Here is a 24059-nt window from a genome sequence, read left to right on the forward strand (position 1 = left end):
TTTGGCGGATGACCGGGAGAATCGGCGTCGCGCTGGCGTTCTAACGGCAACACCCATGAGAAGGATGCGTCCATGAATACCGCTCAAACCGTTCGCTTGCCCGATGGCACTACCGTTCCGGCGCTGGGACAGGGTACCTGGCGCATGGGCGAAAACGCCGACCTGCACCGCCAGGAGGTCAGTGCCCTGCGCCAGGGGCTGGACCTGGGACTCACCCTGATCGACACCGCCGAGATGTATGGCGAAGGCCGCGCCGAGGAGCTGGTGGGTGAGGCTATCGCCGGACGGCGTGACGAGGTCTTCCTGGTGAGCAAGTTCTATCCGAAGAACGCCACCGAAGCGGGCGTACCCCTGGCCTGCGAACGTAGCCTGAAGCGCCTGGGCACCGAGGTCATCGACCTCTATCTGCTGCACTGGCGCGGCCAGGTGCCGCTGATCGAGACGGTCATGGCGCTGGAGAAGCTGCGCGACGAAGGCAAGATCCGTCACTGGGGCGTGTCCAACCTCGACACCAGTGACATGCTGGAGCTGAATGACGACCGCTGCAGCGCCAATCAGGTGCTCTACAACCTGGAGCAGCGCGGCATCGAGCACGACCTGCTGCCCTGGTGCCAGCGTCAGCAGATGCCGCTGATGGCCTATTGTCCGCTGGGGCAGGGTGGCGATCTGTTGCGACACCCGACCCTGGCTACCCTGGCCGAACGGCATCAGGCTACCCCGGCGCAGATCGCCCTGGCCTGGGTACTGCGTCAGCCGGGCGTGATCGCCATTCCCAAGGCCGGCGACGCCGGACATCTGGAAGAGAATGCGCGGGCCCTGGATCTGCGTCTGGGCGATGAAGACTTCGCCCTGCTCGATGGCGCCTTCCCGCCGCCGCAAGCCAAGAGTCCGCTGGCGATCATCTAGCCGCCGCGAATCAGCCGGCGCAGGGGAAAGCGACTGGGATGGCAGGCTTCGGCCACCCGTCGTGCCACTGGCAGGGGTTCGTCTTCCAGCCAGGCCGCCAGCAGTTCGGCGGCTAATGGGGTGGTGACCAGCCCGCGTGAGCCGTGGGCCAGATTCACATAGAGCCCGGTACGCCAGGGCGCCGCCTGCTCGGGCACCTGGCGGGCATCATAGGCCAGCGCCTGGTAATGCTGGGCGAAGCGGTCCTGATCCACGACCGGGCCGACCAGGGGCAGGTAGTCGGGCGAGGTGCAGCGAAAGGCCACCCTGCCGTCCAGGGCCTCGGCCTGGTAGCCGGCGGCCAGCTCGGGTGACAGCTCGGCGAGCAGCTGCAGATTGCTCTGGTGTTCCGCCTGACTGGGCTCGGTATCGTCCCGGTCGAACACGAAGCTGGCGCCCAGGCAATGCTGACCGTTACGGGCCGGCGCGAGATAGCCTTCGCCGCAGACCACGGTTGCCAAGGCCTGACTAACCGGGGTTTCTGGCAGTGCGGACAATTGCCCACGAATGGCCTTGAGCGGCAGGTCGGGCAGCAACGTCCTGGCCTGGGCGGCGCTGGCCACCACGACCACCGTCGCTTCCAGCGTTGCCCCTCGGGTGCTGACCTGCCAGCCGTGTTCGGTTTGCTGCAGCGCCGTCACCTCGGTATGGGTGACCAGCTCGATATTTGGATGGGCCAGCCAGTGCTGGCACAGAGCGGGCGGATGCACCCAGCCCCCTTCCGGAAAGAACAGGCCGCCCGCCGTCAGATCGATTCCCGCCCTATTGCTGGCGGCTTCCCTATCCAGCGGCTGCAGCAGACCGGTGGGGAAGTGCGCCGCCAGTTGCGCCTGGCGTTGGGCATCCTTGGCCGTCAGCGCCAGTTGCAGCACTCCGCAGGGGGACCAGGCAGCGCCCGGAGGCAGGGCCTGGAGCTCGCGCAGGGTCAGGCCGAAGCCGTCGAGGATCAGTCGGCTCAGCGGGGTATCGTGAGCGGACAGCTTGAGGTAGAGCACGCCCTGGGGATTGCCCGAGGCTTCCTGGGCTGGGGCGCCATGGCGTTCGACGACCCTGACCTGCCAGCCGCGGCGGGCAAGACTGGCGGCGGTGGCGCATCCGGCGAGACCAGCGCCTATGACCAGTGCCGTGCGCGGTCCCTGGGGGCGCGGTGGCCGGGCATACCAGGGCACCTGGGATAGGGTATTGGGACGTTCCAGCACGCCGGCCAGCATCTCACGCTTGTGACCGAAACCAGGCACCTTGGCCATGGCGAAGCCGGCCTCGTTCAGCCCGCGACGGACGAAGCCGGCGCAGGTGAAGGTGGCCAGGGTGGTATCGGCATGGGACAGGCGCGCCAGCTCGGCGAACAGCGCGGGCGTCCACATCTCGGGATTCTTGGCCGGGGCGAAGCCATCCAGAAACCAGGCGTCGCAACGGGCATCCAGCTCAGGCAGGCGCTCCAGCACATCGCCGATCAGCAGGGTGAGGGTGATGCGCCCGTCGCCCAGGACCAGCCGCTGAAAGCCCGGATGGATGGCCTGGTACTGCCGTTGCAGCGCCACGCTGTAGGCGGCCAGTTCGGGCCAGAGGTTCAGTGCTTGGGCGAGATCGGCGGTGGTCAGCGGAAAGCGCTCGACGCTGACGAAATGCAGGCGCGCATCCTTGGGCGCCACGGCATCGAACAGTTGCCAGGCGCAGAGGAAGTTGAGGCCGGTGCCAAAGCCCGTTTCGCCGATGGTGAAGACCTCTCCTGCCGTCAACGCGGCGAAGCGTTCGCCCAGGCGATTCTGCTGCAGGAAGACGTAGCGCGTTTCTTCCAGGCCGCTGGCACGGGAAAAGTAGACATCGCCATAGGCGCGGGAGAGAGGTTGCCCGGAGGCGTCCCAGTCGAGCTGGGCGTGCTGGAAGTCGGTCATGAGCGGCGCGGCCTGGAGTTCAGGGCGCGCAGTCTAAAGGATCGAGGGCAGGCGGTCAGACGTTGCTGACGGATTGGCGCATCAGGCCCTGGGCGGTCTGCAGCCGCTCGACATAGCGATCGATCTGGTTGAGGGCTTCTTCGCGGCTGAAGAAGGGGCCTTCCAGGGTGCCCTCGCGGGTGGTGAAGAAGAATTGGCCGTTGACCACGCTGACGCGCTCGCTACGGAAATGGGTGCTGGCACCGGGGTCGTCATTGCGTTTGCCGAACATGAGAATCTCCTCCTCGTCTTGCCAACAGACCATGCCGAGCGCTGCGGGTTGCCCCGTTCGGCCGAATTGCGGTCCGTCGATCTTCCTTAGGTGTAGCACCCTAGCGGCCGCTGCGCTTGGGTGGAAAAAGCGCGACGAAATTGTGAGGATGATCACGCGGCACAGGGTGTGGCCGCTAGTGGATGGCCCTAGATGGGCCATCTTTCGCGTTATAACCACAGCGTGATCCGATCTTTCCCGCCCATGCTGATGGGCGGCATAGTGCCGCTATCCCTACCTGCATCAGGAGAACTGCCAATGACCATCCGTCTGGGCGATATCGCCCCCGATTTCGAACAGGATTCCAGCCTGGGTCGCATCCGCTACCACGAGTGGCTGGGCGACAGCTGGGGCGTGCTTTTCTCCCACCCGGCCGACTTCACCCCGGTCTGCACCACCGAACTGGGCCTCACCGCCAAGCTCAAGGACGAATTCGCCAAGCGCGACGTCAAGGTGATCGCCCTCTCGGTGGACGGTCTGGAATCGCACCAGGGCTGGATCAAGGACATCGAGGAAACCCAGGCCACTGCCGTGGGCTTTCCAATCCTGGCCGACGCCGATCGCAGCGTGTCGACCCTTTACGACATGATCCATCCCAATGCCAACGATACCCTCACGGTGCGCTCGCTGTTCATCATCGATCCGCAAAAGAAGGTGCGGCTGTCGATCACCTATCCGGCCAGTACCGGACGCAACTTCGACGAGATCCTGCGGGTGATCGATTCCCTGCAACTTACCGACAATCACAAGGTGGCGACCCCGGGCAACTGGAAGGATGGCGATGACGTGGTCATCGTGCCGTCGCTCAAGGACGAAGAAGAGCTCAAGCGGCGTTTCCCCAAGGGCTACACCGCGGTGAAGCCCTATCTGCGCCTGACCCCGCAGCCCAATCGCTGACACCTCTGGTGACAAGAAAACCCCGGCCCTGGCCGGGGTTTTTATTTTCTGGTTATAACCAAGTGCTTAAAGAGTATTTTTAGGGAATAAGCGCCCCTTGCTAAGGTCCGCTCAATCCTTTTCGAGCGGCGCGACACCGCTCCTTTTTATCCTGGAGGCGGCGATGCAGGTGGTGACTTTGGCGGGCAGTCCGGGAGCGCGTTCGCGCTCTACCGGTGTGCTGGATCTGGCAGCGAACTGGCTGCAGACGCGTGGCGTGGAGTTGTCGCGCTGGCGTATCCAGGACTTTCCCGCCGCCGACCTCATCGGCGCCCGTTTCGACAGCCCGCCGGTGGTGGAGCTGATCGCCCAGCTGCAGGCCGCCGATGGCCTGGTGATCGCCACCCCGGTGTACAAGGCCTCCCTGGCCGGCGCCCTCAAGACCCTGCTGGATCTGCTGCCCGAGCGGGCCCTGACCCACAAGGTGGTGCTGCCGCTGGCCACCGCCGGCTCCAGTGGTCATCTGCTGGCCATCGACTATGCGCTGAAGCCGGTGCTCTCGGCACTCAAGGCCCAGGAAATCCTCAATGGCGTCTTCGCCGACGACAGCCAGGTCAGCTACACCGAGACCGGCGTCGCCCTGACCCCGGCGCTGGAGCAGCGCCTCCACGAATCCCTCGAACAATTCCACGCGGCCCTGGTGCGGCGTCCCCAACCCCTGACTCCCGAGCTGCTGGCCGATCGTATCGGCCAGGCGCGCTGGGGTATCTGACCCGGAGCCTCAGTCATGCAGTTCTCCTTCACCCGTTCACTGCTCGCCGTTTCCCTGCTGACCCTGGCCGCCGGCCTGGCGCAGGCGGAAGAGACGGTGCGCATCGGCTACCAGAAGTACGGCACCCTGATCACCCTCAAGGCTCGCGGCACCCTGGAGCAGCGTCTGGCCAAGGACGGCGTCAAGGTGCAGTGGACCGAATTCCCCGGCGGCCCCCAGCTGCTGGAAGGCCTCAATGTCGGCAGCATCGACTTCGGCGTGACGGGGGAGACACCGCCGGTGTTCGCCCAGGCTGCCGGCGCCGATCTGGTCTATGTGGCCCATGAGCCACCGGCGCCCACCAGTGAGGCCATCCTGGTGCCCAAGGATTCGCCGATCCGCACGCTGGCCGATCTCAAGGGCAAGAAGATCGCCCTGAACAAGGGCTCCAACGTCCACTACCTGCTGGTACAGGCACTGGCCAAGGCCGGCATTCCCTACCGCGACATCCAGCCGGTGTACCTGCCGCCGGCCGATGCCCGCGCCGCCTTCGAACGCGGCGCGGTGGACGCCTGGGTGATCTGGGATCCCTACCAGGCCGCCGCCGAGACCCAGTTGCAGGCACGCACCCTGACGGATGCCACCGGGCTGGCCGACAACCACCAGTTCTATCTGGCCACCCGCAGCTTCGCCAAGGCCCATCCCGAGCAAGTCGGTGCCATCGTCGACGAGGTGCGTTCGGTGGGCGAATGGGCCAAGGCGCACCCGGACCAGGTCGCCGCCCAGGTGGCGCCCCTGCTGAACCTACCGCTGGACACCGCCGAGCGGGTGGTCAAGCGGCAGGGCTATGGCGCCCGGTTCATCAGTCCCGAGGTCGCTGCGCAACAGCAGAAGATCGCCGACGCCTTCACCGCCCTCAAGCTGATTCCCAAGCCGCTGGTCATCCGCGACGTGGTGTGGACTCCGCCCGCCAGTCTGCAGACCGCCGCCGCCCAACCCTGATTTCGCCTGCTGGAGAACGCCCCATGAGTCTCGATATCTTCTGGTTCCTGCCGACCCACGGCGATGGCCACTACCTGGGTACCGCCGAAGGCGCCCGCGCGGTCGATCACGGCTACCTGACCCAGGTCGCCCAGGCCGCCGATCGCCTGGGCTTCGGCGGGGTGCTGATCCCCACCGGCCGCAGTTGCGAGGATTCCTGGCTGGTGGCCGCCTCGCTGATTCCGGTCACCCAGAAACTTAAGTTCCTGGTGGCCCTGCGCCCCGGGATCATCTCGCCCACGGTGGCGGCGCGGCAGGCGGCCACCCTGGATCGCCTGTCCGGCGGCCGGGCGCTGTTCAACCTGGTCACCGGCGGCGATCCGGACGAACTGGCCGGTGACGGCCTGCACCTGTCCCACAGCGAAAGATACGAAGCCTCGGTGGAGTTCACCCGCATCTGGCGTCGCGTGCTGGAAGGCGAGACGGTGGACTATGAAGGCAAGCACATCCAGGTGAAGGGCGCCAAGCTGCTCTATCCGCCGCTGCAGCAACCGCGCCCACCGCTGTATTTCGGCGGCTCCTCCGATGCCGCCCAGGACCTGGCCGCCGAGCAGGTGGAGCTGTACCTGACCTGGGGCGAGCCGCTGGACGCGGTGCGCGAGAAGATCGAGGCGGTCAAGGCCAAGGCGGCCGCCCAGGGCCGCACGGTGCGCTTCGGCATCCGCCTGCACGTGATCGTCCGCGAGACCAATGAAGAGGCCTGGAAGGCCGCCGACCGGCTGATCGCTAACCTGGACGATGCCACCATCGAAAAGGCCCAGGCGGCCTTCGCCCGCTTCGACTCGGTCGGCCAGCAGCGCATGGCCGCCCTGCACGGGGGCCGTCGCGACAACCTGGAGATCGCGCCCAATCTCTGGGCCGGTGTCGGCCTGGTGCGTGGCGGTGCCGGGACGGCCCTGGTCGGCGACGGTCCCACCGTGGCCGCGCGGGTCAAGGAATACGCCGCCCTGGGCATCGATACCTTCATCTTCTCCGGCTATCCGCATCTGGAGGAATCCTACCGGGTGGCCGAGCTGCTGTTCCCGCACCTGCCGGTCAAGCGCCCGACCCAGGTGGAAGGCGCCAACTACGTGAGTCCCTTCGGCGAGATGGTGGCCAACGACATCCTGCCGCAAAAAGCGGCGCAGAGTTGAGGAAGGCGGCATGAGCAGCACGACCGAACGTCAATTGCAGCGCCTGGCGCCCTGGCTGGTGCCCGTGGCCCTGCTCGCCGCCTGGCAGCTGTCGGTGAGCAGCGGCCTGCTGTCCAGTCGCATCCTGCCGTCGCCAGCGGCGGTACTGGAGGCGGGCTGGAGCCTGGTCAAGAGCGGCGAGCTCTGGCAACACCTGGCCATCAGCGGCTGGCGCGCCGGCATCGGCTTCGCTATCGGCGGCAGCATCGGCCTGGCGCTGGGCTTCATCACCGGGCTGTCGAAGTGGGGCGAGCGCCTGCTCGACAGCACCTTGCAGATGGTGCGCAACGTGCCGCACCTGGCGCTGATCCCGCTGGTGATCCTCTGGTTCGGCATCGACGAGTCGGCCAAGTTGTTCCTGGTGGCCCTGGGGGTGTTCTTCCCCATCTACCTCAACACCTACCACGGCATCCGCAACGTCGATCCGGCGCTGGTGGAGATGGCCCGCAGCTACGGCCTCTCCGGGGCGCGGCTGTTCTGGCACGTGGTGCTGCCGGGCGCCTTGCCGGCCATCCTGGTGGGGGTGCGCTTCGCCCTCGGCCTGATGTGGCTGACGCTGATCGTCGCCGAGACCATTTCCGCCAGCTCCGGCATTGGCTACCTGGCGATGAACGCCCGGGAATTCCTGCAAACCGACATCGTGGTGCTGGCCATCCTGCTCTATGCCGTACTGGGCAAGCTGGCGGATCTGGCCGCCCGCGGCCTGGAACGTGCCTGGCTGCGCTGGCACCCGGCCTATCAGAAAGGAGCCCACGCATGACCAGTCTGCAAGCCGTTCCGCCGCTGGCGCGGGGCATCGCCCTGAAGCTGCAACAGGTGGTGAAGACCTTTGGCGAGCGCACCGTGCTCCATGGGATCGATCTGGAAATCCCGGCCGGCCAGTTCGTTGCCGTGGTGGGTCGCAGTGGCTGCGGTAAGAGCACCCTGCTGCGCCTGGTGGCGGGACTCGACCGCGCCAGTGGCGGCACCCTGTTGGGGCAGGACGAACCCCTGGCGGAGCATCGCGAAGACACCCGGCTGATGTTCCAGGACGCACGCCTGCTGCCGTGGAAACGCATCATCGACAACGTTGGCCTGGGCCTCAAGGGCGACTGGAAGCCGCGCGCCCTGGAAGCCCTGGCGGCGGTCGGCCTGGCCGATCGTGCCCAGGAGTGGCCCTCGGCGCTGTCCGGCGGCCAGAAGCAGCGCGTGGCCCTGGCCCGCGCCCTGATCCACCAGCCGCGCCTGCTCCTCCTGGACGAGCCGCTCGGCGCCCTGGATGCCCTGACCCGCATCGAGATGCAGCAGCTCATCGAAGGTCTCTGGCAACGCCACGGCTTCACCGTGTTGCTGGTGACCCACGACGTGGGCGAGGCGGTAGCCCTGGCCGACCGCGTGGTGCTCATCGAAGACGGCCATGTCGGCCTGGATCTCGACGTCACCCTGGCGCGCCCCCGGGCCGCCGGCGATGCCCAGCTGGCCCGCCTGGAAGCCGAGGTGCTGGCCCGGGTGCTGCAGCAACCGCTCAATCCCGATCTACCGGAAATCGTGCAACCCCTGCCCACGCAACTGCGCTGGGCCTACTGATCGCTCATCCGAGGAGTTTTGCCATGACCATCAAGGCCATCAACGTTCGCAACCAGTTCAAGGGCACCATCAAGGAAATCATCGAAGGCTCGGTGCTCTCCGAGATCGACGTCCAGACCGCCGCCGGCATCGTCACCTCCGTCATCACCACCCGCTCGGTCAAGGAGCTGGAACTGGTGGTGGGCAGCGAGGTGATCGCCTTCGTCAAATCCACCGAGGTGTCCATCGCCAAGCTGTGATGAGGCCTTAGTGGTGAGGAACCCGCCCTGGTGGCGGGTTTTTTGTTGTGTACCTTTTGCCTTCGCCAAGCGATAAGGGATGAGCGAGGATAGGAGTTGACGGGTAAGTACCTTCCCACCCGGAATGGATCCGCAAGACCGGCTTTAGGCATTGCCAATGGAATGGATACTGAATTTTCTCTGGAGTTATCTATGCGCCAGCCTCGGCCTATGGTTGCTCCGTAAATTGACTCGCGGCCGTTTTCCAGAGAAGAACGCCTGGCTATCGGATGTACCCGAGGGGGTGGGATGCCTGGCGATACTCCTGGTGTTTGCGCTTCTGATTGGCGTCCTGCTGCTTTGGGTAACCACACGCGCCTCCACATGACGGCAGCATTTATAGGTTGAGTTGAGCGTAGCGAAGCCCAACGGGGAAGCTGATCCACGCATTGCCACGATTCTGCAACCTGCGTCGGTTCCAATGCCGCTTTTGCCTGGAGGAACAGGGGTGCGGCGACAAAGGGGCGTGGCCCTGCTGATGGCGCTCTGGGCGCTGGCGCTGGTGGCGGCCTTGTTGCCGGTGCTGCTGGCCGAGGGGCGGGCCGAGCTGCAGCGGGCGAGGTTGCTGGAGCACGAGACCCTGGCGCGGGCGCTGGCGACTGGCGCCGAGCAGGTGGTCACGCAGGGGCTGGTGCAAGCTGGCGCGCGGCAGCGCCCCGAGTTCTGGCGGAGCCTGAGCGGCGAGGTGCTGGTCTATGAGGTGGAAGGCGCCCAGGTCCGTGCCCAGCTGCGCGATCTGCATGGCTGCTTCAACGTCAACGCCCTGGTCGGTCCGGAGCGGGACCTGGCCTTGCGCCAGCTGAAGCGGCTGCTGGCGCAGCGTCCTGGTGGGCTGGGTGAGCCGGGACTGACGGCCGAGGGCTTCGCCGAACGCCTCGCCGACTGGGTCGATGCCGATGGCGAGACCCGTGAATTCGGTCTGGAGACTCCCGATGCCCTGCGCCTGACGCCACCGGTGCTGGTGCCCAATCTGCCCTTGGCCGAGATAGGTGAGCTGGATCTGATCGTGCCGGCGCGACCCGGTCGGCATCTGCACTTGCGCGAACTCTGCGCGCTGCCGGAAACCTCAGGCTGGCGCCTCAATGCCAATGCCCTGGGGATGAGCCACCTGCCGCTGCTGGAGGCACTGTTTCTCGGTGAGGTGCCGCGGGAGACGCTGCAACTGCTGATCACCGCGCGGCCGGCCCAGGGCTACGCCACTGTCGAGGCCCTGCGCCAGGCCTTGCCCGGGGTAGGGGAGGAGACCTTCAGCCTGTTGACTCAAAGACTGATCCTCAACAGCGGCGACTTCCTGCTCGGGGTCGAGGTGCGTCGCGATGGCCAGGTCTTTCGCCAGGTGCGGCAGCTGGCGGCCCAGGGCGTGAGTCGCTGGCACGCGGCGGTGCCGGCGCAACGGGTGCGCTGGCTGGCGACGCGGGACACCACCCTGTGGGTGCCGGGGCCCGGAGGGGCTGAGGTGTTGCAGTAGCTGATCGCGGCCAGCGCGCGCCGAAGCGGCCGTTGTCACCGCTCGTCGTAGGTTGGGTTGAGCGTAGCGAAGCCCAACGTAGCGGGGCTTGGGTGCCGGCAATGTTGGGCTTCGACGATGGAGCAGTCTCAGCCCTACCTACGGTCAATCTTGGTGCCAGGAGGTGAAAACGTCACAGGACGAATATCGAGTCCGCCGCAAAACAAAAGGCTCCCGCGGTCGTCGCCGACCGGGGAGCCTGGCTATCGCCGAGGCGATCAGACGCCGATGGGGCCGCCGTCGAGCTTCTGGATCACCACGGTGGAGGCGCGGGGGCGTACCTTGGTGCCGGCCGGGGTGGCCTCAGTGGCGACTTCGCTGAAGGGCCAGTTGTCCGGATGCTGGACGTTGATGAACATGGTCGTGAGATCCGGCGTCCAGGTGATGCCGGTGATCTCGCAGCCGTTGGGCCCGACCAGGAAGCGGCGCAGCGCGGTCTGGTTGGTGGCCGAAATGGCGACCTGCTTGCCGCTGCCGTCCACCACCTGGGCCGGGATGACCGCCAGCAGCTGGTCATTGGTGTACTCGGCCACGGCGTTGTCGCTGTTGTCGGTCTCGATCCAGAGGATGCCGCGGCTGTCGAAGGCCAGGCCGTCGGGGCTGGCGAACTGGTTGAGTTCGGTCAGGCCCGAGCGGTTGATGTCGGGCGCCGCACCGGCGTCCGAGCCGAAGACGAAGATGTCCCAGGTGAAGTCGGTCTGGTTGCTGTTGTCCTTCCAGCGCACGATGTGACCGTTGACGTTAGGCACCCGCGGGTTGGCGGCGTTGGCGGCGGTGCGCGCCGAGTTGTTGGTGAGGGTGACGTAGACCTCGCCGGTGAAGGGGTTGACGGTGGTCCACTCCGGGCGGTCCATGGGGGTCGCGCCCACCGCATCAGCGGCGCCGCGGGTGTTGAGGATGATGCCGGCCAGGTCGCCATAGAGGGCGCCCAGGGTACGGCCGTCCTTGGTCGGCGCATTGACCGTCAGCGGCAGCCACTTGCCGTTGCCGCCGTCGTCGAAGCGGGCGACGTAGAGGGTGCCGTTGTCCAGGTACTTGGCGCCGATGGCCAGGCGGTTGGCCGAGTTGGCGTCGGCCGGATCCCAGGCGGCGGCGGAGACGAACTTGTAGATGTATTCGTTGCGCGAGTCGTCGCCCATGTAGAAGGCCAGCGGCTGGCCGGCGACCGGAATGCCGTAGGCCGAGCCCTCGTGGCGGAAGCGGCCCATGGCGGTGCGCTTGGTGGCGGGCGCGGCGCTGTTGTAGGGATCGATCTCGACGATGTAGCCGTAGCCGCTGGCTTCGTTGCGGAAGTCCTGGGTCGCGCTGGCGCCGGTGGGGGTCAGGTCGAAGCGGCGGAATTCGTTGTCCACCTCGCTGGCGTCACCCGCCGGCGTCTCCCAGCCGTAGTTGCTCTTGTTGGTGATGCCGATGCGCTTCTGGTCTACCGGCAGGGTGCCCTTGTTGACGAAGATGCCCGGCCAGTTCTCCTCGCAGGTGAGGTAGGTGCCCCAGGGGGTGAAGCCGTTGCCGCAGTTGTTGTTGGTACCGCGGGTACGGGTGCCATCGGGCGAGTAGGGGGTGATCAGGTTGGCGTTGCCGCGCAGCGGACCGGCGATTTCCATCGGCGTGGCACTGGTGAAGCGACGGTTCAGGGCGTCGTTGGTGACCACCTGCCAGATGCCGTCGACCTTGCGGATGCGGATCACCGCCGCGCCATGAGCGTTGATTTCCTTGCGCACTTCCTCGGCGGGGCGCTTGCCGTTGGTGGTGGTCGGGCCGTTGGGGTGCAGCACCTTCTGGTCGATGTATTCGTAGTTGATGGCCAGCAGGCCGTCGCTGCTGGAGTTGTTCAGCGGGAAGAAGTGCATGCCGTCGTGGTGCATGCCGGCCGCGTTGGCCTGGTCGGTGGAGGTATTGCTGCCATCGCTGCGCCAGGCGTTGGCCAGGTTGTTCAGCGGGGTACCCCAGGGCGCCAGGGTGCGGGCGCTGTAGCCGGCGGCCAGGACGATGGCGTCGAGGCGCGCGCCGCGGATGGATTCGAAGCCAAGCTTGAGCTGCGGCGCCGGGGTCGGCTGGCTGGGAGCCGGATCGTCGTTCGAGCCGCCACCGCCGTCGAAGCAGGCGGTCAGCCCGCCGCCGGCGATCATGGCGACCGCAGCGCCCAGGCCGCCCTTCATGACGCTGCGGCGCGACAGGTAACGGTCGACGACGGCGTCCAGCGGTTCGTTGCCGCTTTCATTACGGTTACGGTCGTCGCTCGTGAAAGTGCTCATGCGCAAAGCTTCCTTGATTAATCACGGGAGCGGCGACTGTAGGAAGCCTCTGTGATGGTCTGGTGACTGAAAGGTTACAGCCGGCATTTCCCGGCAGGCCATCTGTAACAGTTTGTAACTTGCTGTTTTGTCATGAATTTGTAGCTTTTCGCCGCCTAGGATGCCGCCCTCTCTAGCGCGCAGGGCAGACATCGGATGAGCAACTGGGCACGACGCCAGGTCTTGGGTTGGCTCGCGGCGGGCGCCACGGTGCCGCTGCTGGGCGGCTGTGCCCAGGGCCTCTCGACTCGCTCGGGGGATGCCGATCTGCAACTGCTCTATGTGGCCGACACCCTGGACGCCCGCGAACCCGGCTGGCCGGTGGTGCCGCGGGTACGCCTCGGCCCGGCCGGGCGCATCGGCGCCGCGCCCTGGCGCACCGGTGCCGATGCCGCGCGCCTGGCCCCGACGCTGGCGCCTCTGCTGGATGCCGGGCGTGGCGATGGCCAGCGCTACGGTGGCTATGCCGCCCTGGCCTGTCAGCTCTCCCAGCTGCGCACCCGTCAGGGCGCGACCCGCAGCCTGACCCTGGAAAATGGCCAGTGCTGGAACGGCAGCGGCCTGACCCAGCTCACCCGCGGCGAAGCCGGGGTGGATGGCAGCCAGTTGCTGGGCAGCGAGATCCGGGTCAGCAGTGACGAACGCCTGCTCTGGCCCGAGCGCAGCGCCGCCCTCTATCGCCGTTATGGTCGTCCAGTACTGGGCGCCACCCTCACCGAGGAACAGCGCAGCGCCCTGGGCGTCGCCCCCTTCACCCTGATCGAGCGCGACGGGGTGCGCATCGCCCTGGTCGGCGTGACCGATCCCTATGCCAGCGATCAGCAGGCGCCCCTGGCCGACTGGTATGCCCGGCTGCGCCCGGTGCTGGCCGAGGCACGGGGCAAGGCCGATCTGCTGGTGGTGCTGGCCGATGTCGGCAGCGGACCGGGCCTGTGGCTGGCCGAGCGGTTGGAGGAAGCGGACCTGCTGCTCTGCGCTCGCGGGCAGGATCTCTGGCCGGAGCTGATCCCGGTGATGCGCGGTAGCGGTCGGCCGCTGCCGGTGTGCCTGCCGGGTTGCCGCGGCGTCGGTATCTTCGAGATCCGCTGCCGGGGTGGTCGCGACGGCTGGCGCCTGGACGCCGTCTTCCATCCGGTGCAGGCCGAGCGGGTGCTCGACCGGGCCCTGCTGGAAAGCCACCAGCGTCAGTTGGCCGTCGCCCGCGCGCCCCATGCCGGATGGCTCGACCAGCGTCTGGCACGGGCGCCGGTGGACCTCTGGCGCCGTGACCTGCTCGGCGGCAGCTGGGACGCCCTGATCGCCGCGGCCCTGGGCGGTGGCGATGCGCAGCCGGTGCTCCTGCCCGGCCTGAGATACGACCAGCCGCTGCGCCGGGGCGACTGGATCACCCGCGAGCACCTGATCGCCCTCTGTGGCGGCCACGAGGCCACGGTGCTGGACCTGCCCACCTCGGCCGACGGCCTGCGCACGCTGCTGGAGGAAGCCGCGGACAATCGCTTCGGCGAACCGCTGCTGCTGGACAACAGCCAGGATCTGCCGCGGCTGACGGGCGTCCAGTGGACCTGCCGCTACGGCGCGCCGCGTGGCCAGCGCATCGGACCGGTGCAGGCGCCCCTGGGCACCTCCTTTACCTGTCGCACCTTCGCCCTAGGGCGCGAGCTCGGCGCCGGTGAGGCGCTGTGGCAACGCCTCGAAGCCTTTCTGCGCGCCCGGCCCGCCGACTGGGGCCTGGCGCCGCTACCCGTGCCACGCCTGGAGTTCGTCGAAGGCCATCCGGGCTGGCATCCGCTGGCCGCCTTACGCCGCCGTCTGGAGTCTCTGGCCTGATGGCGCGCCTGCTCATCCATCCCCTGGCGTTGCGGCTGCTGACCCTGCTGTGGCTGGGCATCGCCGCCTGGCTGGCGGCGCGGGTGGTCTGCGATCTGCGCCTGCTGTGGCTGCCGACGCCCGTACCCAGTGTCCAGGTCGAGGCGTCTCCCGCCACCGATCTGCTCGCCGGCCATTGGCGCGCCGCCAGCCAGGCGGCGCCCAGCACCCTGCCGATCCAGTGGGTCGGGGCGATCAAGGCAGTGCCCATCGACGGCTCCGTGGTGGTCCTGCGCCACGGCGATCGCCAGCGGTCGCTGGTCCTGGGCGACAGCCTGGCGCCTGGGCTGGTGCTGACCGCCATCGACGCCCAGGGCCTGGTCTTCAGCCGCGCCGGCCGCGAAGAGCGGCTGCCCTGGCCGGCGCCGCGAGCGCTGGTGGGCCTGGCCGCCAGCGATACGGCCAAGCCGGCCACAGTCAAGGCGCCGTCTACGCCAGCGGCGGAGGAGGGTGACCTCGCCAATCTGCTCAGACGCATTCGCGCCACCCCCGTGCGCGAACACGGCGAGTTGACCGGCTACCGCCTGCAACCCGGCGCCGAGCCGGCCTTTTTCAGTGGCCTCGGACTTGAGCCCGGCGACGTGCTGCGCCGGGTGGACGCCGTCCCCGTGGCCGATACCCGGACGCTGCTGCAACGCCTGCCGCATTGGCGCGCCACCGGCGCCCTGACCCTGGAACTGGAACGTCGGGGCCGCGCCCTGGCCCTACCCGTGAGACTGTCCCTGTGAAGAAACGCAGCTATTGCGGCCTGCTCCTCGCCTTCTGGCTGCTCGGCGCCCAGGCCGAACAACGCTTCGAGGTCAATTTCGAGAACACCGAGATCGATCTGTTCATCGAAAGCGTAGGGCGCATCACCGGCACCAACTTCGTCATCGATCCCCGGGTGCGCGGCACCCTGACGGTACGCAGCGCCCAGCCCCTGGCCGCCGATGACGTCTATGCCCTGGCCCTGGCCCAGCTGCGCGCCAATGGCTACGCCGCGGTGGAGCTGGACGACGGCAGCGTGAAGATCCTGCCGGACCAGGCTGCGCGCACCGAGCCGCTGCCGGTGGAGGTGGACGACGGCGCCCCGGCCAAGCCCGGCGCCGGGGATACCGTGGCGACCCGGGTATTCGCCGTGCGCGGCGGCAATCTCGAACAGCTGCTGGGCATCGTCCGCCCGCTGATGGACGCCCGGGTCGGAGTGGCCACGCCCTATCCGGCCAGCAACCTGCTGGTGGTGACCGACTGGCGCAGCAACCTTAGCCGCATCGGCCAGCTGCTGACGCGGCTGGATCGCGGGCGCGACGAACCGGTGGAGATGATCAGCCTGCGCCATGCCCAGGCGCGTGACACCGCGCCCCTGGTGGAGCGCCTGCTGGCCAGCCGCGGCCAAGCCGGTGGCGGCGTCCAGGTGCTGGCCGACGCCCGCAGCAATGCTCTCATGGTGCGTGGCGACGAAAGCGTGCGGCGTCAGGTACGCCGGCTGGTGGCCGAACTGGACGTCTCTCGCGATGCCGCCAGCGACACCGAGGTGGTCTATCTGCACCATGCCAAGGCCGGCGAGGTGGTCAAGGTACTGCGCGGCCTGAGCGGCGAGGTCACCCAGGAGGCGCGGGTGGAGATCCCTGTGGCCGCCCCTGTCGGTAATACCACCCCTGTTGAAAGAGGTGGAGAGGGGGAAGCTCCTCTGCCCAAGGGCAGCAGCGGGGCGTTGGCGCCGGGAGCGCCCGGTATTCGCCTGGAAGCGGACATGGGCACCAATTCCATCGTGCTGATCGGCCCGCCGCGGGAGCTGGCCGGCTACAAACGCATCATCAGCCAGCTGGATATCCGCCGCGCCCAGGTGGTGGTGGAAGCCATCATCGCCGAGATCACCGACACCAAGGCCAACCAGCTGGGCGTCCAGTGGCTGTTCCTCGACCGCAACGGCAACCTGCCGGCGGGCGGCGTCAACTTCACCAACGGCACGCCCATCAATGGCATCGCCGCCGCCGCGGCCAACCAGGACACCAGTGCCCTGGGCAGTCTGCTGTCGGGCATGCAAGGCATCTCCGCCGGGGTCGGGCGCATCGGCGGCAGCGGATTGAATTTCGTCACCTTGTTGCAGGCCATGCGCAGCGAGAGCGGTTTCAACCTGCTGTCGACACCGACCCTGCTGACCCTGGACAACGCCGAGGCCTCCATCATGGTCGGCCAGGAGGTGCCCTTCGTCACCGGTTCGGTCACCAGCAACAACGCCAATCCCTACCAGACCATCGAGCGTCGCGAAGTGGGGGTGAAGCTCCGTCTCAAGCCGCAGATCAACGAGGGCGACACGGTGCGCATGGAGATCGTCCAGGAGGTCTCGTCGCTGGCCGACAACGTGCGTGCCAGCGACGTGGTCACCAACAAGCGCGAGATCAAGACCACGGTGATGGTGGAGGACAATGGCCTCATCGTCCTGGGCGGCCTGATCAGCAACGAGGGTAACGACAGCGACCAGCGGGTGCCGCTGCTGGGCGACGTGCCGGTGCTGGGCAATCTCTTCAAGTCGCGTACCCGCTCCAGCACCAAGCAGAATCTGGTGGTGTTCATCCGCCCGCGCATCCTACGCGATCCGGCGCTGGTGCAGCAGATCAGCGAGGACAAGTACCGCGGCATGCGCGCCGCCGCCCCGGCCGCGGCCTTGCCGGCCACGCCACCGGGCACGCGCGGTGCGCCCACCCTGCAGAGTCTCTATCCCTCGGCGCGGGCGCGCCTGGACGGCCTCTGATGACGCCGACGCTGCCCTATCGTCTGGCGCGCCAGGCCGGCATCGCCCTGGCCGCCGCACCCGAGGGCTATCGGCTGCTGTGCCGTACGGATGCGGACCTGGCGCTGCTGCAGGAGGTGCAGCGCCGCCACGGACCGCCGCAGGGCTGTGAATGGCTCGCCCGCGAGGTCTTCGAACAGCGCCTGGGGCCGCTCTACGAAGCCGGGCAGGCCAGCACCGAGGCCTTGGTGGAAGGCCTTGGCGAGACCGTCGATCTGGCCGGGCTAATGGAGGAGCTGCCACGAGTGGAGGACCTGCTCGACAGCGCTGGCGAGGCGCCGGTGATCCGCCTGATCAACGCCCTGTTCGCCGAGGCGCTGCGCCTGGACGCTTCCGACCTGCACGTGGAAACCTTCGAGCAGGCGCTGGTGGTGCGGGTACGGGTGGACGGGGTGCTGCGCGAGCTGCTGCGCCCGCCGCGGGCCTTGTCGGCCATGCTGGTGTCGCGGATCAAGGTCATGGCGCGGCTGGACATCGCCGAGAAGCGCCAGCCCCAGGACGGCCGCATCACCCTGAGGGCCAGCGGGCGCGACGTCGACATCCGCGTCTCGACCCTGCCCGGCGTCCATGGCGAGCGGGTGGTCATGCGCATCCTCGACAAGCAGGCCAGCCTGCTGGAGCTCTCACGCCTCGGCCTGCCGCCGGCCATCGATGCCGGCCTGCGCGGCGCCCTGGCGCAGCCCAACGGTATCCTGCTGGTCACCGGCCCCACCGGGTCGGGCAAGACCACCACACTCTATGCCAGCCTGGGGTTGCTCAACGAAGGCAGCCGCAGCATCCTCACTGTGGAAGACCCGGTGGAGTACGCCTTGCCGGGCATCGGCCAGACGCCGGTCAACCCCCGTGCCGGCCTGACCTTCGCCAGCGGCCTGAGGGCCATCCTGCGCCAGGATCCGGACGTCATCATGATCGGCGAGATCCGCGACGTGGAGACCGCCGGCATCGCCGTGCAGGCCAGTCTCACCGGCCACCTGGTGCTCTCCACCCTGCATACCAACAGCGCCCTGGGCGCTATCACCCGGCTGCGCGACATGGGCGTGGAGCCCTTCTTGCTGGCGTCGAGCCTCAAGGGCGTGCTGGCCCAACGGCTGGTACGACGGTTGTGCAGCTGCGCGGCCTGGCGTCCACTGCGGGCGGCCGAACAGACGCTGCTGCCAGGGCTGGCCGGACTCGAACGGCTGCGTGAGCCCCAGGGTTGCCCAAGCTGCAATGGCAGTGGCTATCGCGGTCGCCTGGGTCTCTACGAATTCGTCGCTCTGGACGCCGAACTGGCCGAGCTCATCTATCGCGGTGCCGGGGAGGGCGAGATGACGCGGCTGCTGGAGGGCCGCCGCGCCAGCCTGGCCGAGAGCGCCCTGGAGCGCCTGGCGGCAGGCGAGACCAGCCTGGCGGAGGTGCTGCGTGCGGTGCACCAGTAACGCCCTCAGCGGAGCGCTACGCTGATGCCGGCCTACCGCTACCTGGCGCTGGACGGCGATGGGCGTCGCCAGCGCGATGTCATCCAGGCCGAGAGCGAGCGCCATGCCCGCCAGTTGCTGCGCGAGCGCGGCCTCTTTCCCCGCGAGGTGCAGGCGACCGGTCCGGCACGGGGGACCCGCAACCGTGCCGGGCGGCTGGATGCCAACAGCCGCACCGATTTCACCCGTCAGCTGGCGACCCTGGTGGGCGCCGCCATTCCCCTGGCCGACGCCCTGCAGATGCTGGAGCGTCAGAGTCGCCAGGCGGCGCTCAAGGCGCTGCTGCTGGATCTGCTGGGCCAGGTGCGCGAGGGCTATACCCTGGCCGACAGCCTGGGGCACCATCCGGGCACCTTCGATCCGCTGTACCTGACCCTGGTTGCCGCTGGCGAACGGGCCGGACGCCTGGGCCCGGTGCTGGAACGCCTGGCCGACTATCTCGAACGGGTGCAGCGCCAGCGCCACAAGGCGCGCACCGCGCTCATCTATCCGCTGGCGCTGGCCCTGGTGTCGGTCGCCGTGGTGGCGGGGCTGATGACCTTCGTGGTGCCCAAGCTCACCGAGCAATTCATCCACAGCGGCCTGCAACTGCCCTGGATCACCCGCGCCCTGGTGGCCGTCAGTGACGGCCTGCTGGTCTTCGGGCCCTGGTTGCTGGGCCTGGTACTGCTGGTCGGCTTAGGTCTGCAGCGCCTGTTGCGCCAGGTCGAGTGGCGGCGTCGCTGGCACCGGCAGCTGCTGCGCCTGCCGCGCCTGGGCGAGTTGCTGCGCACCCTCGACAGCGCCCGCCTGACCCGCAGCCTGGCGATTCTGGTTGGCAGCGGCATCCCGGTGCTCGAAGGCCTGCAGGTCAGTCGCGCCACCCTGGGCAACCAGGTGCTGCGCGATGCCCTGGAAGCCGCCATCGAGCAGGTCACCGCCGGCACCGGCCTTGGCCGGGCGCTGGATCGCAGCGGCGTCTTTCCCCCCTTGCTGGTGAACATGGTCGCCAGCGGCGAGGCCAGCGGCACCCTGGACGCCATGCTGGAACGGGTCGCCGATGCCCAGGAGCGCGACTTCAACCAGCAGGTGGACCTGGCCCTGGCGCTGTTCGAGCCGGTGCTGATCCTCGTGCTCGGTGGGGTGGTGCTGGCCATCGTGCTCGCCATCCTGCTGCCCATCATGCAGCTCAACCAGGCGCTCAACCTATGATGCACTCCAAGGAGACTTTCGCGATGCCTTCCCATGCCGTACCCGCCCGCCAGGCCGGTTTCACCCTCATCGAGATCATGGTGGTGATCTTCATCATCGGCCTGCTGGTGGCCATCGTCGCGCCCAATGTGCTGGACAACCAGGACAAGGCCATGCAGCAGAAGGCCCGCGCCGATCTCGCCAGCCTGGAGCAGGCGCTGGACATGTACCGCCTGGACAACCTGCGCTATCCCACCGCCGAGCAGGGCCTCGCCGCCCTGGTGAGCAAGCCGACCCAGGCCCCCGAGCCGCGCAACTATCGCGCCGACGGCTATATCCGCCGCCTGCCGGAGGACCCCTGGGGCGCCGCCTATCGCTATCGCATCCCCGGCGAACATGGACGGGTGGATCTCTACAGCCTCGGCGCCGACGGCCGCGAAGGCGGCGAGGGCAGCGATGCCGACATCGGCAACTGGACCCTCTGAGCTGCCATGCCAGGGCGCCAGGGCGGTTTCACCCTGCTGGAGCTGATGGTCGTGCTCTTGATCGTCGGGCTGCTGACCACCGTGGGCGTGGCGCGCCTGGGCGGCGGCAGTCCGGCCGGGCAGTGGCGGCTGGAAAGCCTCGCGGGCGACTTCCAGCTGGCGCGGGACACCGCCCGCCACAGCGGGCGCATCCTCGGCTGGCAGGCCGACGCCAGCGGCTTTCGCTATCTGCAGCTGGTGGCCGATGCCCAGGGCCCGCGCTGGCAACCCCTGGCCAGCGCCGATCTGCCCGACGGGCGCTGGCCCAGCGGTTTGCAATTGGCCGAGCCGGTGAGTGCGCAGCCGCGGCTGGTCTGGTGGCCGAACGGCGATACCCGAGGCCAGCGCCTGGCCTTCGCCGAAGAAGAGCGGCAGTGGCTGCTGGTGGTCGATGCGCGGGGTCGTGCCGCGGTGGAGCGTCCATGAACCAGCGCGGTTTCACCCTGCTGGAGGTGCTGGTGGCCCTGGCCATCGTCGCCTTCATGGCGGTGGGCGTCAGCCAGGTGATCGGCCAGCGGCTGGACATCGCCGGCGTCGCCCAGGCCCGCGAACGGGCCCAGCTCTGCGCCCGCGAACTCCAGGCCCGCTGGCAGGTGGAAGGCCTGACCGCCAGTCAGGGCGAACTGAGCCAGGGCGGCGAGCGCTGCTACTGGCGTCTGGAGGGCGCGGGCGGGCCCCTGGGCGGGCAACGGCTGGCGCTCTATGCCGATGCCGCCCTCGGTCGAGCCTTGGGCGACTGGCCGATCCATGCCGGAGCCCAACCATGAGGGGCCAGGCGGGCATGACCCTGATCGAGGTGCTGCTGGCCATCGCCCTCACGGCGCTGCTCGCCGTGCTGCTGGGTGGGCTGGTCAATCTCTGGCTCGACGCCCGCGGCCGCCTGGCTGCGCGGGAGTCGACCGATGCGCGGGTACTGGACCTCTGCGGCCTGCTGGATCGCCGCCTGGGTGGCCTGGTCCTGCGCCCGCTGCAGGAGCACCGTCTGCCGCTGCACAACGCCCTGCTGGACTGGCACCCCGACGAGCACCGGCTGGACTGGGTCGCCCTGGATGCCCTGCCGCTGAGTGCGGGACAGGGCGCCGGTCGCCTGCGCCGCCAGCGCCTGGAATGGGATGCCGACCAGGAGCGACTGCGACTGTGGCGCAGCGCCGAGTTGGATGCGGTTGAGGCCCCGGTCTGGCAACCGGTGCTCGACCAACCGGGCATCGAGCGCCTGCAACTGGAATTCCACGGCGGCGGGCGCTGGCTCGCCTATCCGCCCCAGGCCGAACCCGCCAATGGGGTACGGCTGACCTTTACCGTGCAGGGTGCCGGCTATGTCTGCACCTTCGCCCTGCCTCAGATAGGTTGACCCCATGCTCGCCTCCCTCCCGTTCGGGCGCCTGCTGCCCCAGTTGCGCCGCGACCTTAGCCCGGCCCAGAGTTCCGCGCGCCTGCTCCTGCGCACGCGGCGACCCGGTCCGCCGGGCCCGGACAATCCGCTGGTGGCCGCGCGCCTCCAGGGCGACCGGCTGCAAGCCGCGGCGGCGCTGCCAGAGGCCGCCCAGCCGGTGACCCTGCTGCTGCACGGTGAGGACTGCAGCCTGTTCGACGTCGCCGCGCCCAAGGGACTGCGTCCCCACGAGTGGGGCCTGCTGCTGGAAGACCAGTTGCTGGCGGACGCCAGCGGCCAGCACCTGGTCTGCCTGGGTCGCGCTCCTGGCCGGTTGCGCCTGCTGGCCCTCGACCGGGCGCTGCTGGAGGCCTGGCGTGAGCACTGCGCCGCCTGCGGCTGGACGGTGGCCGCCTGCTGGGTCGACTTCCAGTTCTTGCCCGAGCCCACCGCCGAGGGTGGGATCGGCGTGCGCCTGGGCGACAGCCTGAGATTCAAGACCCGCGTGGCGGATCGCGACGTCTGGCTGACCTGGCCCAGCGCGCTCCAGGCGAGTCTGCCGCCAGCCTTGGCCACTCTGCTCGACGCCGATCCCGAGGCCACCGTCGCACCCCTCTGGCCCCAGCCCGCCGCCGGCGTGGCGCCCCAGGATTTCTGGCCACGGCAAGGCCAGCGCCGCCGTCGAGCGTCCTTGGGGCTGCCACGGCCCCTGGTACTGGGCATGGCCGCCGCTGCGGTGCTGGCTGCGATGCACCTGGGGCTGCAACAGGTGCAGCATTGGCGCCAGGCCCAGACGGACCGGGCCTATGTCGCCCAGCGTCTGGGCCTGCCTAGCGACCGGCTCGATGCCGGCCGCGCCGCGCGCGAACTCCAGCTGGCCAGCCGGACCCAACGGCAGCTGGAGGGTCAGTGGCGCCTCTGGCAGCGGCTCGATGGTCCGCTCGGCGCCGCCTTGAATACTCAGCCCGGCCTGCACCTGGTGGAGTGGTCGCTGGACGAGCAGGGCATCCAGGTGGTGCTGGACGGGCCGGCCAGCCTGGACAAGGCCTTGCGCACCCGACTCGACGAGGAATTCGCTACCCTGCAGTGGCAACGGCAGGCCGGGCGCCTGACCCTGCGCCTGGCGGCCTCGACGGAGAAGCGACCATGAGCATCCTTTTGCAGCGCTGGCAGCGGCTGCCTGCCGAACGCCGGCGACTGGCCCTCGGCGGCCTGGTCATCCTGTTGCTGGCCGCCATCCTGTTGCTGCGCCCTGCGCCAGGCAGTCGATCCGTTTCGGTGGACTGGGTCCGCCTCGCCGAAGAGGCTCGGGCGCTGCCCGTCGCCCAGCCGTTGCAGGAGGCGGACTGGCGCGGTGCGGTTGACGGGGTGACCTTCAGCGCCCTGACCCTGGGCGAGCCGGTCTGGCACCTGCACGGAGACGCGGCGGATGTGGCCGCCGTGGAGCGGCTGCAGGCCTGGGCGCGTGCGCGTGGCTGGTTGCCCCGGACCCTTAGGATCCGCAGCCAGCCGACGGGCGTGGCTTTTGAACTGGAAGTCCTGGCGGTGCTGGTGGAGCGCGCGCCATGACTCGCTGGCTCGTGCGCCTGGCGTTCACCCTGTTCGCCTGCCTGATCTTCGCCCTGGGCTGCCTGCTCTACTGGCCGGCCGCGGACTGGCTGCCACGCCTGCTGCCGCCCCAGGTCACCCCGGTCGGCTTGCAGGGCTCCTTGCTCGGCGGCGGCATGCAGCGCCTCGCCTGGCCCGGTGGTGGCGCCGGGCCCTGGCAGTGGCACCTGCGCTGGCCGGGCAGGCTGCAGGTCACGGTAGGCGAGCCCGAAGGTGCGCCCTGGGGGCTGACCTTGAGCGGCTGGCCCTGGCAGTGGCGGGCCGATCTCGCCGGTGGCGATCTGCGCTGGGTGCAAACACCGGGGAGCGCACTGCTCGCCGGTCGGCTGGTCGGCGACGTCCGCCTCGGGGGCAGCTGGCGCCGTTGCCTGGCGGCCGGTGGCGCCTGGCAGGGCGATGGCCTGCAGATCCTGGTGCCCCGGCGACTCAGCCTGGGCGACGTTCGGCTGCAGGTGGATTGCCAGACCGCACCCTGGCTGCAGGGCCTCTTCGAGCGCCCCGGCCAGCATCGTCTGGACTTGCGCCTGAGCCTGGCCAATTGGCGGGGGCAGGTGCAGGGTACGGCGCAGCCCGGCAGCGACATCGCCCCGGTGCTGCAGAGCATCGGCTGGCTCAGGGCCGGCCAGAGCCAGGTCATGGGGCGTTTCTGAGCGC

24 protein-coding genes are annotated in these 24059 nt (G+C 68.7%); 21 read left to right on the forward strand and 3 right to left on the reverse strand.

Annotated elements, in window-relative coordinates:
* Positions 1 to 72 precede the first annotated feature (72 nt).
* Positions 73 to 906 (forward strand): aldo/keto reductase, encoded by an 834-nt coding sequence (locus tag BMZ43_RS19520; protein WP_093255913.1) that lies wholly within the window; start codon positions 73 to 75, stop codon positions 904 to 906.
* Here the strand turns inward: BMZ43_RS19520 and mnmC are convergent.
* Positions 903 to 2840 carry a bifunctional tRNA (5-methylaminomethyl-2-thiouridine)(34)-methyltransferase MnmC2/FAD-dependent 5-carboxymethylaminomethyl-2-thiouridine(34) oxidoreductase MnmC1 gene (mnmC, locus tag BMZ43_RS19525; RefSeq protein ID WP_093255916.1) on the reverse strand — a complete coding sequence of 646 codons (1938 nt, stop codon included), beginning with the start codon at positions 2838 to 2840 and terminating at the stop codon, positions 903 to 905. The genes BMZ43_RS19520 and mnmC overlap by 4 nt on opposite strands.
* Positions 2841 to 2895: 55 nt before the next feature.
* The gene (locus BMZ43_RS19530; RefSeq protein WP_059315913.1) at positions 2896 to 3111 is read right to left on the reverse strand and encodes a DUF6316 family protein; all 216 of its coding nucleotides are present in this window, start codon (positions 3109 to 3111) and stop codon (positions 2896 to 2898) included.
* Positions 3112 to 3408: 297 nt separating this feature from the next.
* On the opposite strand from BMZ43_RS19530, the gene BMZ43_RS19535 reads away from it, so the two are divergent.
* The 8 genes from BMZ43_RS19535 (at position 3409) to gspK (ending at position 10302) form a co-directional block, all read left to right on the forward strand.
* Positions 3409 to 4047 (forward strand): peroxiredoxin, encoded by a 639-nt coding sequence (locus BMZ43_RS19535; RefSeq protein WP_093255918.1) that lies wholly within the window; start codon positions 3409 to 3411, stop codon positions 4045 to 4047.
* Positions 4048 to 4210: 163 nt separating this feature from the next.
* Positions 4211 to 4798 carry an NADPH-dependent FMN reductase gene (gene ssuE, locus BMZ43_RS19540; RefSeq protein ID WP_064309467.1) on the forward strand — a complete coding sequence of 196 codons (588 nt, stop codon included), beginning with the start codon at positions 4211 to 4213 and terminating at the stop codon, positions 4796 to 4798.
* Positions 4799 to 4813: 15 nt separating this feature from the next.
* Complete coding sequence (locus BMZ43_RS19545) at positions 4814 to 5779, forward strand: sulfonate ABC transporter substrate-binding protein (RefSeq protein WP_093255920.1); 966 nt, start codon at positions 4814 to 4816, stop codon at positions 5777 to 5779.
* A gap of 23 nt (positions 5780 to 5802) precedes the next feature.
* On the forward strand, positions 5803 to 6951 hold the full coding sequence (gene ssuD / locus BMZ43_RS19550; RefSeq protein WP_093255922.1) for an FMNH2-dependent alkanesulfonate monooxygenase: 1149 nt from the start codon (positions 5803 to 5805) through the stop codon (positions 6949 to 6951).
* Between the two features lie 10 nt (positions 6952 to 6961).
* Positions 6962 to 7750, forward strand: a complete 789-nt coding sequence (gene ssuC, locus BMZ43_RS19555; protein WP_093255924.1) for an aliphatic sulfonate ABC transporter permease SsuC — start codon at positions 6962 to 6964, stop codon at positions 7748 to 7750.
* On the forward strand, positions 7747 to 8556 hold the full coding sequence (gene ssuB / locus BMZ43_RS19560; RefSeq protein ID WP_093255926.1) for an aliphatic sulfonates ABC transporter ATP-binding protein: 810 nt from the start codon (positions 7747 to 7749) through the stop codon (positions 8554 to 8556). The genes ssuC and ssuB overlap by 4 nt, the downstream gene beginning before the upstream one ends.
* 23 nt (positions 8557 to 8579) lie before the next feature.
* Positions 8580 to 8795: a TOBE domain-containing protein gene (locus BMZ43_RS19565; protein WP_010795839.1), complete on the forward strand. Its 216-nt coding sequence runs from the start codon at positions 8580 to 8582 to the stop codon at positions 8793 to 8795.
* 487 nt (positions 8796 to 9282) lie between these two features.
* Positions 9283 to 10302 (forward strand): type II secretion system minor pseudopilin GspK, encoded by a 1020-nt coding sequence (gspK, locus tag BMZ43_RS19570; protein ID WP_256563055.1) that lies wholly within the window; start codon positions 9283 to 9285, stop codon positions 10300 to 10302.
* A 257-nt stretch (positions 10303 to 10559) separates the two neighbouring features.
* Here gspK and BMZ43_RS19575 read toward each other — a convergent pair whose 3' ends face one another.
* A complete protein-coding gene (locus BMZ43_RS19575; protein WP_093255931.1) occupies positions 10560 to 12596 on the reverse strand; it encodes a PhoX family protein in 2037 nt (678 codons plus the stop codon).
* Between the two features lie 195 nt (positions 12597 to 12791).
* On the opposite strand from BMZ43_RS19575, the gene BMZ43_RS19580 reads away from it, so the two are divergent.
* From BMZ43_RS19580 to BMZ43_RS19635, 12 genes are read left to right on the forward strand one after another with little or no spacing between them, the layout of a single operon-like run.
* Positions 12792 to 14462 carry a bifunctional UDP-sugar hydrolase/5'-nucleotidase gene (locus BMZ43_RS19580; RefSeq protein WP_093255933.1) on the forward strand — a complete coding sequence of 557 codons (1671 nt, stop codon included), beginning with the start codon at positions 12792 to 12794 and terminating at the stop codon, positions 14460 to 14462.
* The gene (locus BMZ43_RS26575; RefSeq protein ID WP_177344833.1) at positions 14462 to 15229 is read left to right on the forward strand and encodes a hypothetical protein; all 768 of its coding nucleotides are present in this window, start codon (positions 14462 to 14464) and stop codon (positions 15227 to 15229) included. The genes BMZ43_RS19580 and BMZ43_RS26575 overlap by 1 nt, the downstream gene beginning before the upstream one ends.
* On the forward strand, positions 15226 to 17235 hold the full coding sequence (gene gspD / locus BMZ43_RS19590; RefSeq protein WP_093255935.1) for a type II secretion system secretin GspD: 2010 nt from the start codon (positions 15226 to 15228) through the stop codon (positions 17233 to 17235). The genes BMZ43_RS26575 and gspD overlap by 4 nt, the downstream gene beginning before the upstream one ends.
* Entirely contained in the window at positions 17235 to 18692 is a 1458-nt protein-coding gene (locus BMZ43_RS19595; protein WP_064309458.1) for a GspE/PulE family protein, read from the forward strand. The genes gspD and BMZ43_RS19595 overlap by 1 nt, the downstream gene beginning before the upstream one ends.
* 24 nt (positions 18693 to 18716) lie before the next feature.
* Complete coding sequence (gspF, locus tag BMZ43_RS19600) at positions 18717 to 19922, forward strand: type II secretion system inner membrane protein GspF (RefSeq protein WP_093255937.1); 1206 nt, start codon at positions 18717 to 18719, stop codon at positions 19920 to 19922.
* 23 nt (positions 19923 to 19945) lie between these two features.
* Complete coding sequence (gene gspG, locus BMZ43_RS19605; RefSeq protein ID WP_017639819.1) at positions 19946 to 20386, forward strand: type II secretion system major pseudopilin GspG; 441 nt, start codon at positions 19946 to 19948, stop codon at positions 20384 to 20386.
* A gap of 6 nt (positions 20387 to 20392) precedes the next feature.
* Positions 20393 to 20851 carry a GspH/FimT family pseudopilin gene (locus tag BMZ43_RS19610; protein WP_017639818.1) on the forward strand — a complete coding sequence of 153 codons (459 nt, stop codon included), beginning with the start codon at positions 20393 to 20395 and terminating at the stop codon, positions 20849 to 20851.
* Positions 20848 to 21192 carry a type II secretion system protein gene (locus BMZ43_RS19615; protein WP_064309455.1) on the forward strand — a complete coding sequence of 115 codons (345 nt, stop codon included), beginning with the start codon at positions 20848 to 20850 and terminating at the stop codon, positions 21190 to 21192. The genes BMZ43_RS19610 and BMZ43_RS19615 overlap by 4 nt, the downstream gene beginning before the upstream one ends.
* The gene (locus BMZ43_RS19620) at positions 21189 to 21776 is read left to right on the forward strand and encodes a prepilin-type N-terminal cleavage/methylation domain-containing protein (RefSeq protein WP_093255939.1); all 588 of its coding nucleotides are present in this window, start codon (positions 21189 to 21191) and stop codon (positions 21774 to 21776) included. Before BMZ43_RS19615 ends, BMZ43_RS19620 begins: the two co-directional genes overlap by 4 nt.
* Positions 21777 to 21780: 4 nt before the next feature.
* The gene (locus BMZ43_RS19625; protein WP_093255941.1) at positions 21781 to 22947 is read left to right on the forward strand and encodes a type II secretion system protein GspL; all 1167 of its coding nucleotides are present in this window, start codon (positions 21781 to 21783) and stop codon (positions 22945 to 22947) included.
* Complete coding sequence (locus BMZ43_RS19630; protein WP_093255943.1) at positions 22944 to 23366, forward strand: hypothetical protein; 423 nt, start codon at positions 22944 to 22946, stop codon at positions 23364 to 23366. Before BMZ43_RS19625 ends, BMZ43_RS19630 begins: the two co-directional genes overlap by 4 nt.
* Complete coding sequence (locus BMZ43_RS19635) at positions 23363 to 24055, forward strand: hypothetical protein (RefSeq protein ID WP_093255945.1); 693 nt, start codon at positions 23363 to 23365, stop codon at positions 24053 to 24055. The genes BMZ43_RS19630 and BMZ43_RS19635 overlap by 4 nt, the downstream gene beginning before the upstream one ends.
* Positions 24056 to 24059: the final 4 nt, after the last annotated feature.

This window comes from Pseudomonas sp. Snoq117.2 (genome assembly GCF_900110545.1).
GTDB classification, from domain to species: domain Bacteria; phylum Pseudomonadota; class Gammaproteobacteria; order Pseudomonadales; family Pseudomonadaceae; genus Chryseomonas; species Chryseomonas benzopyrenica.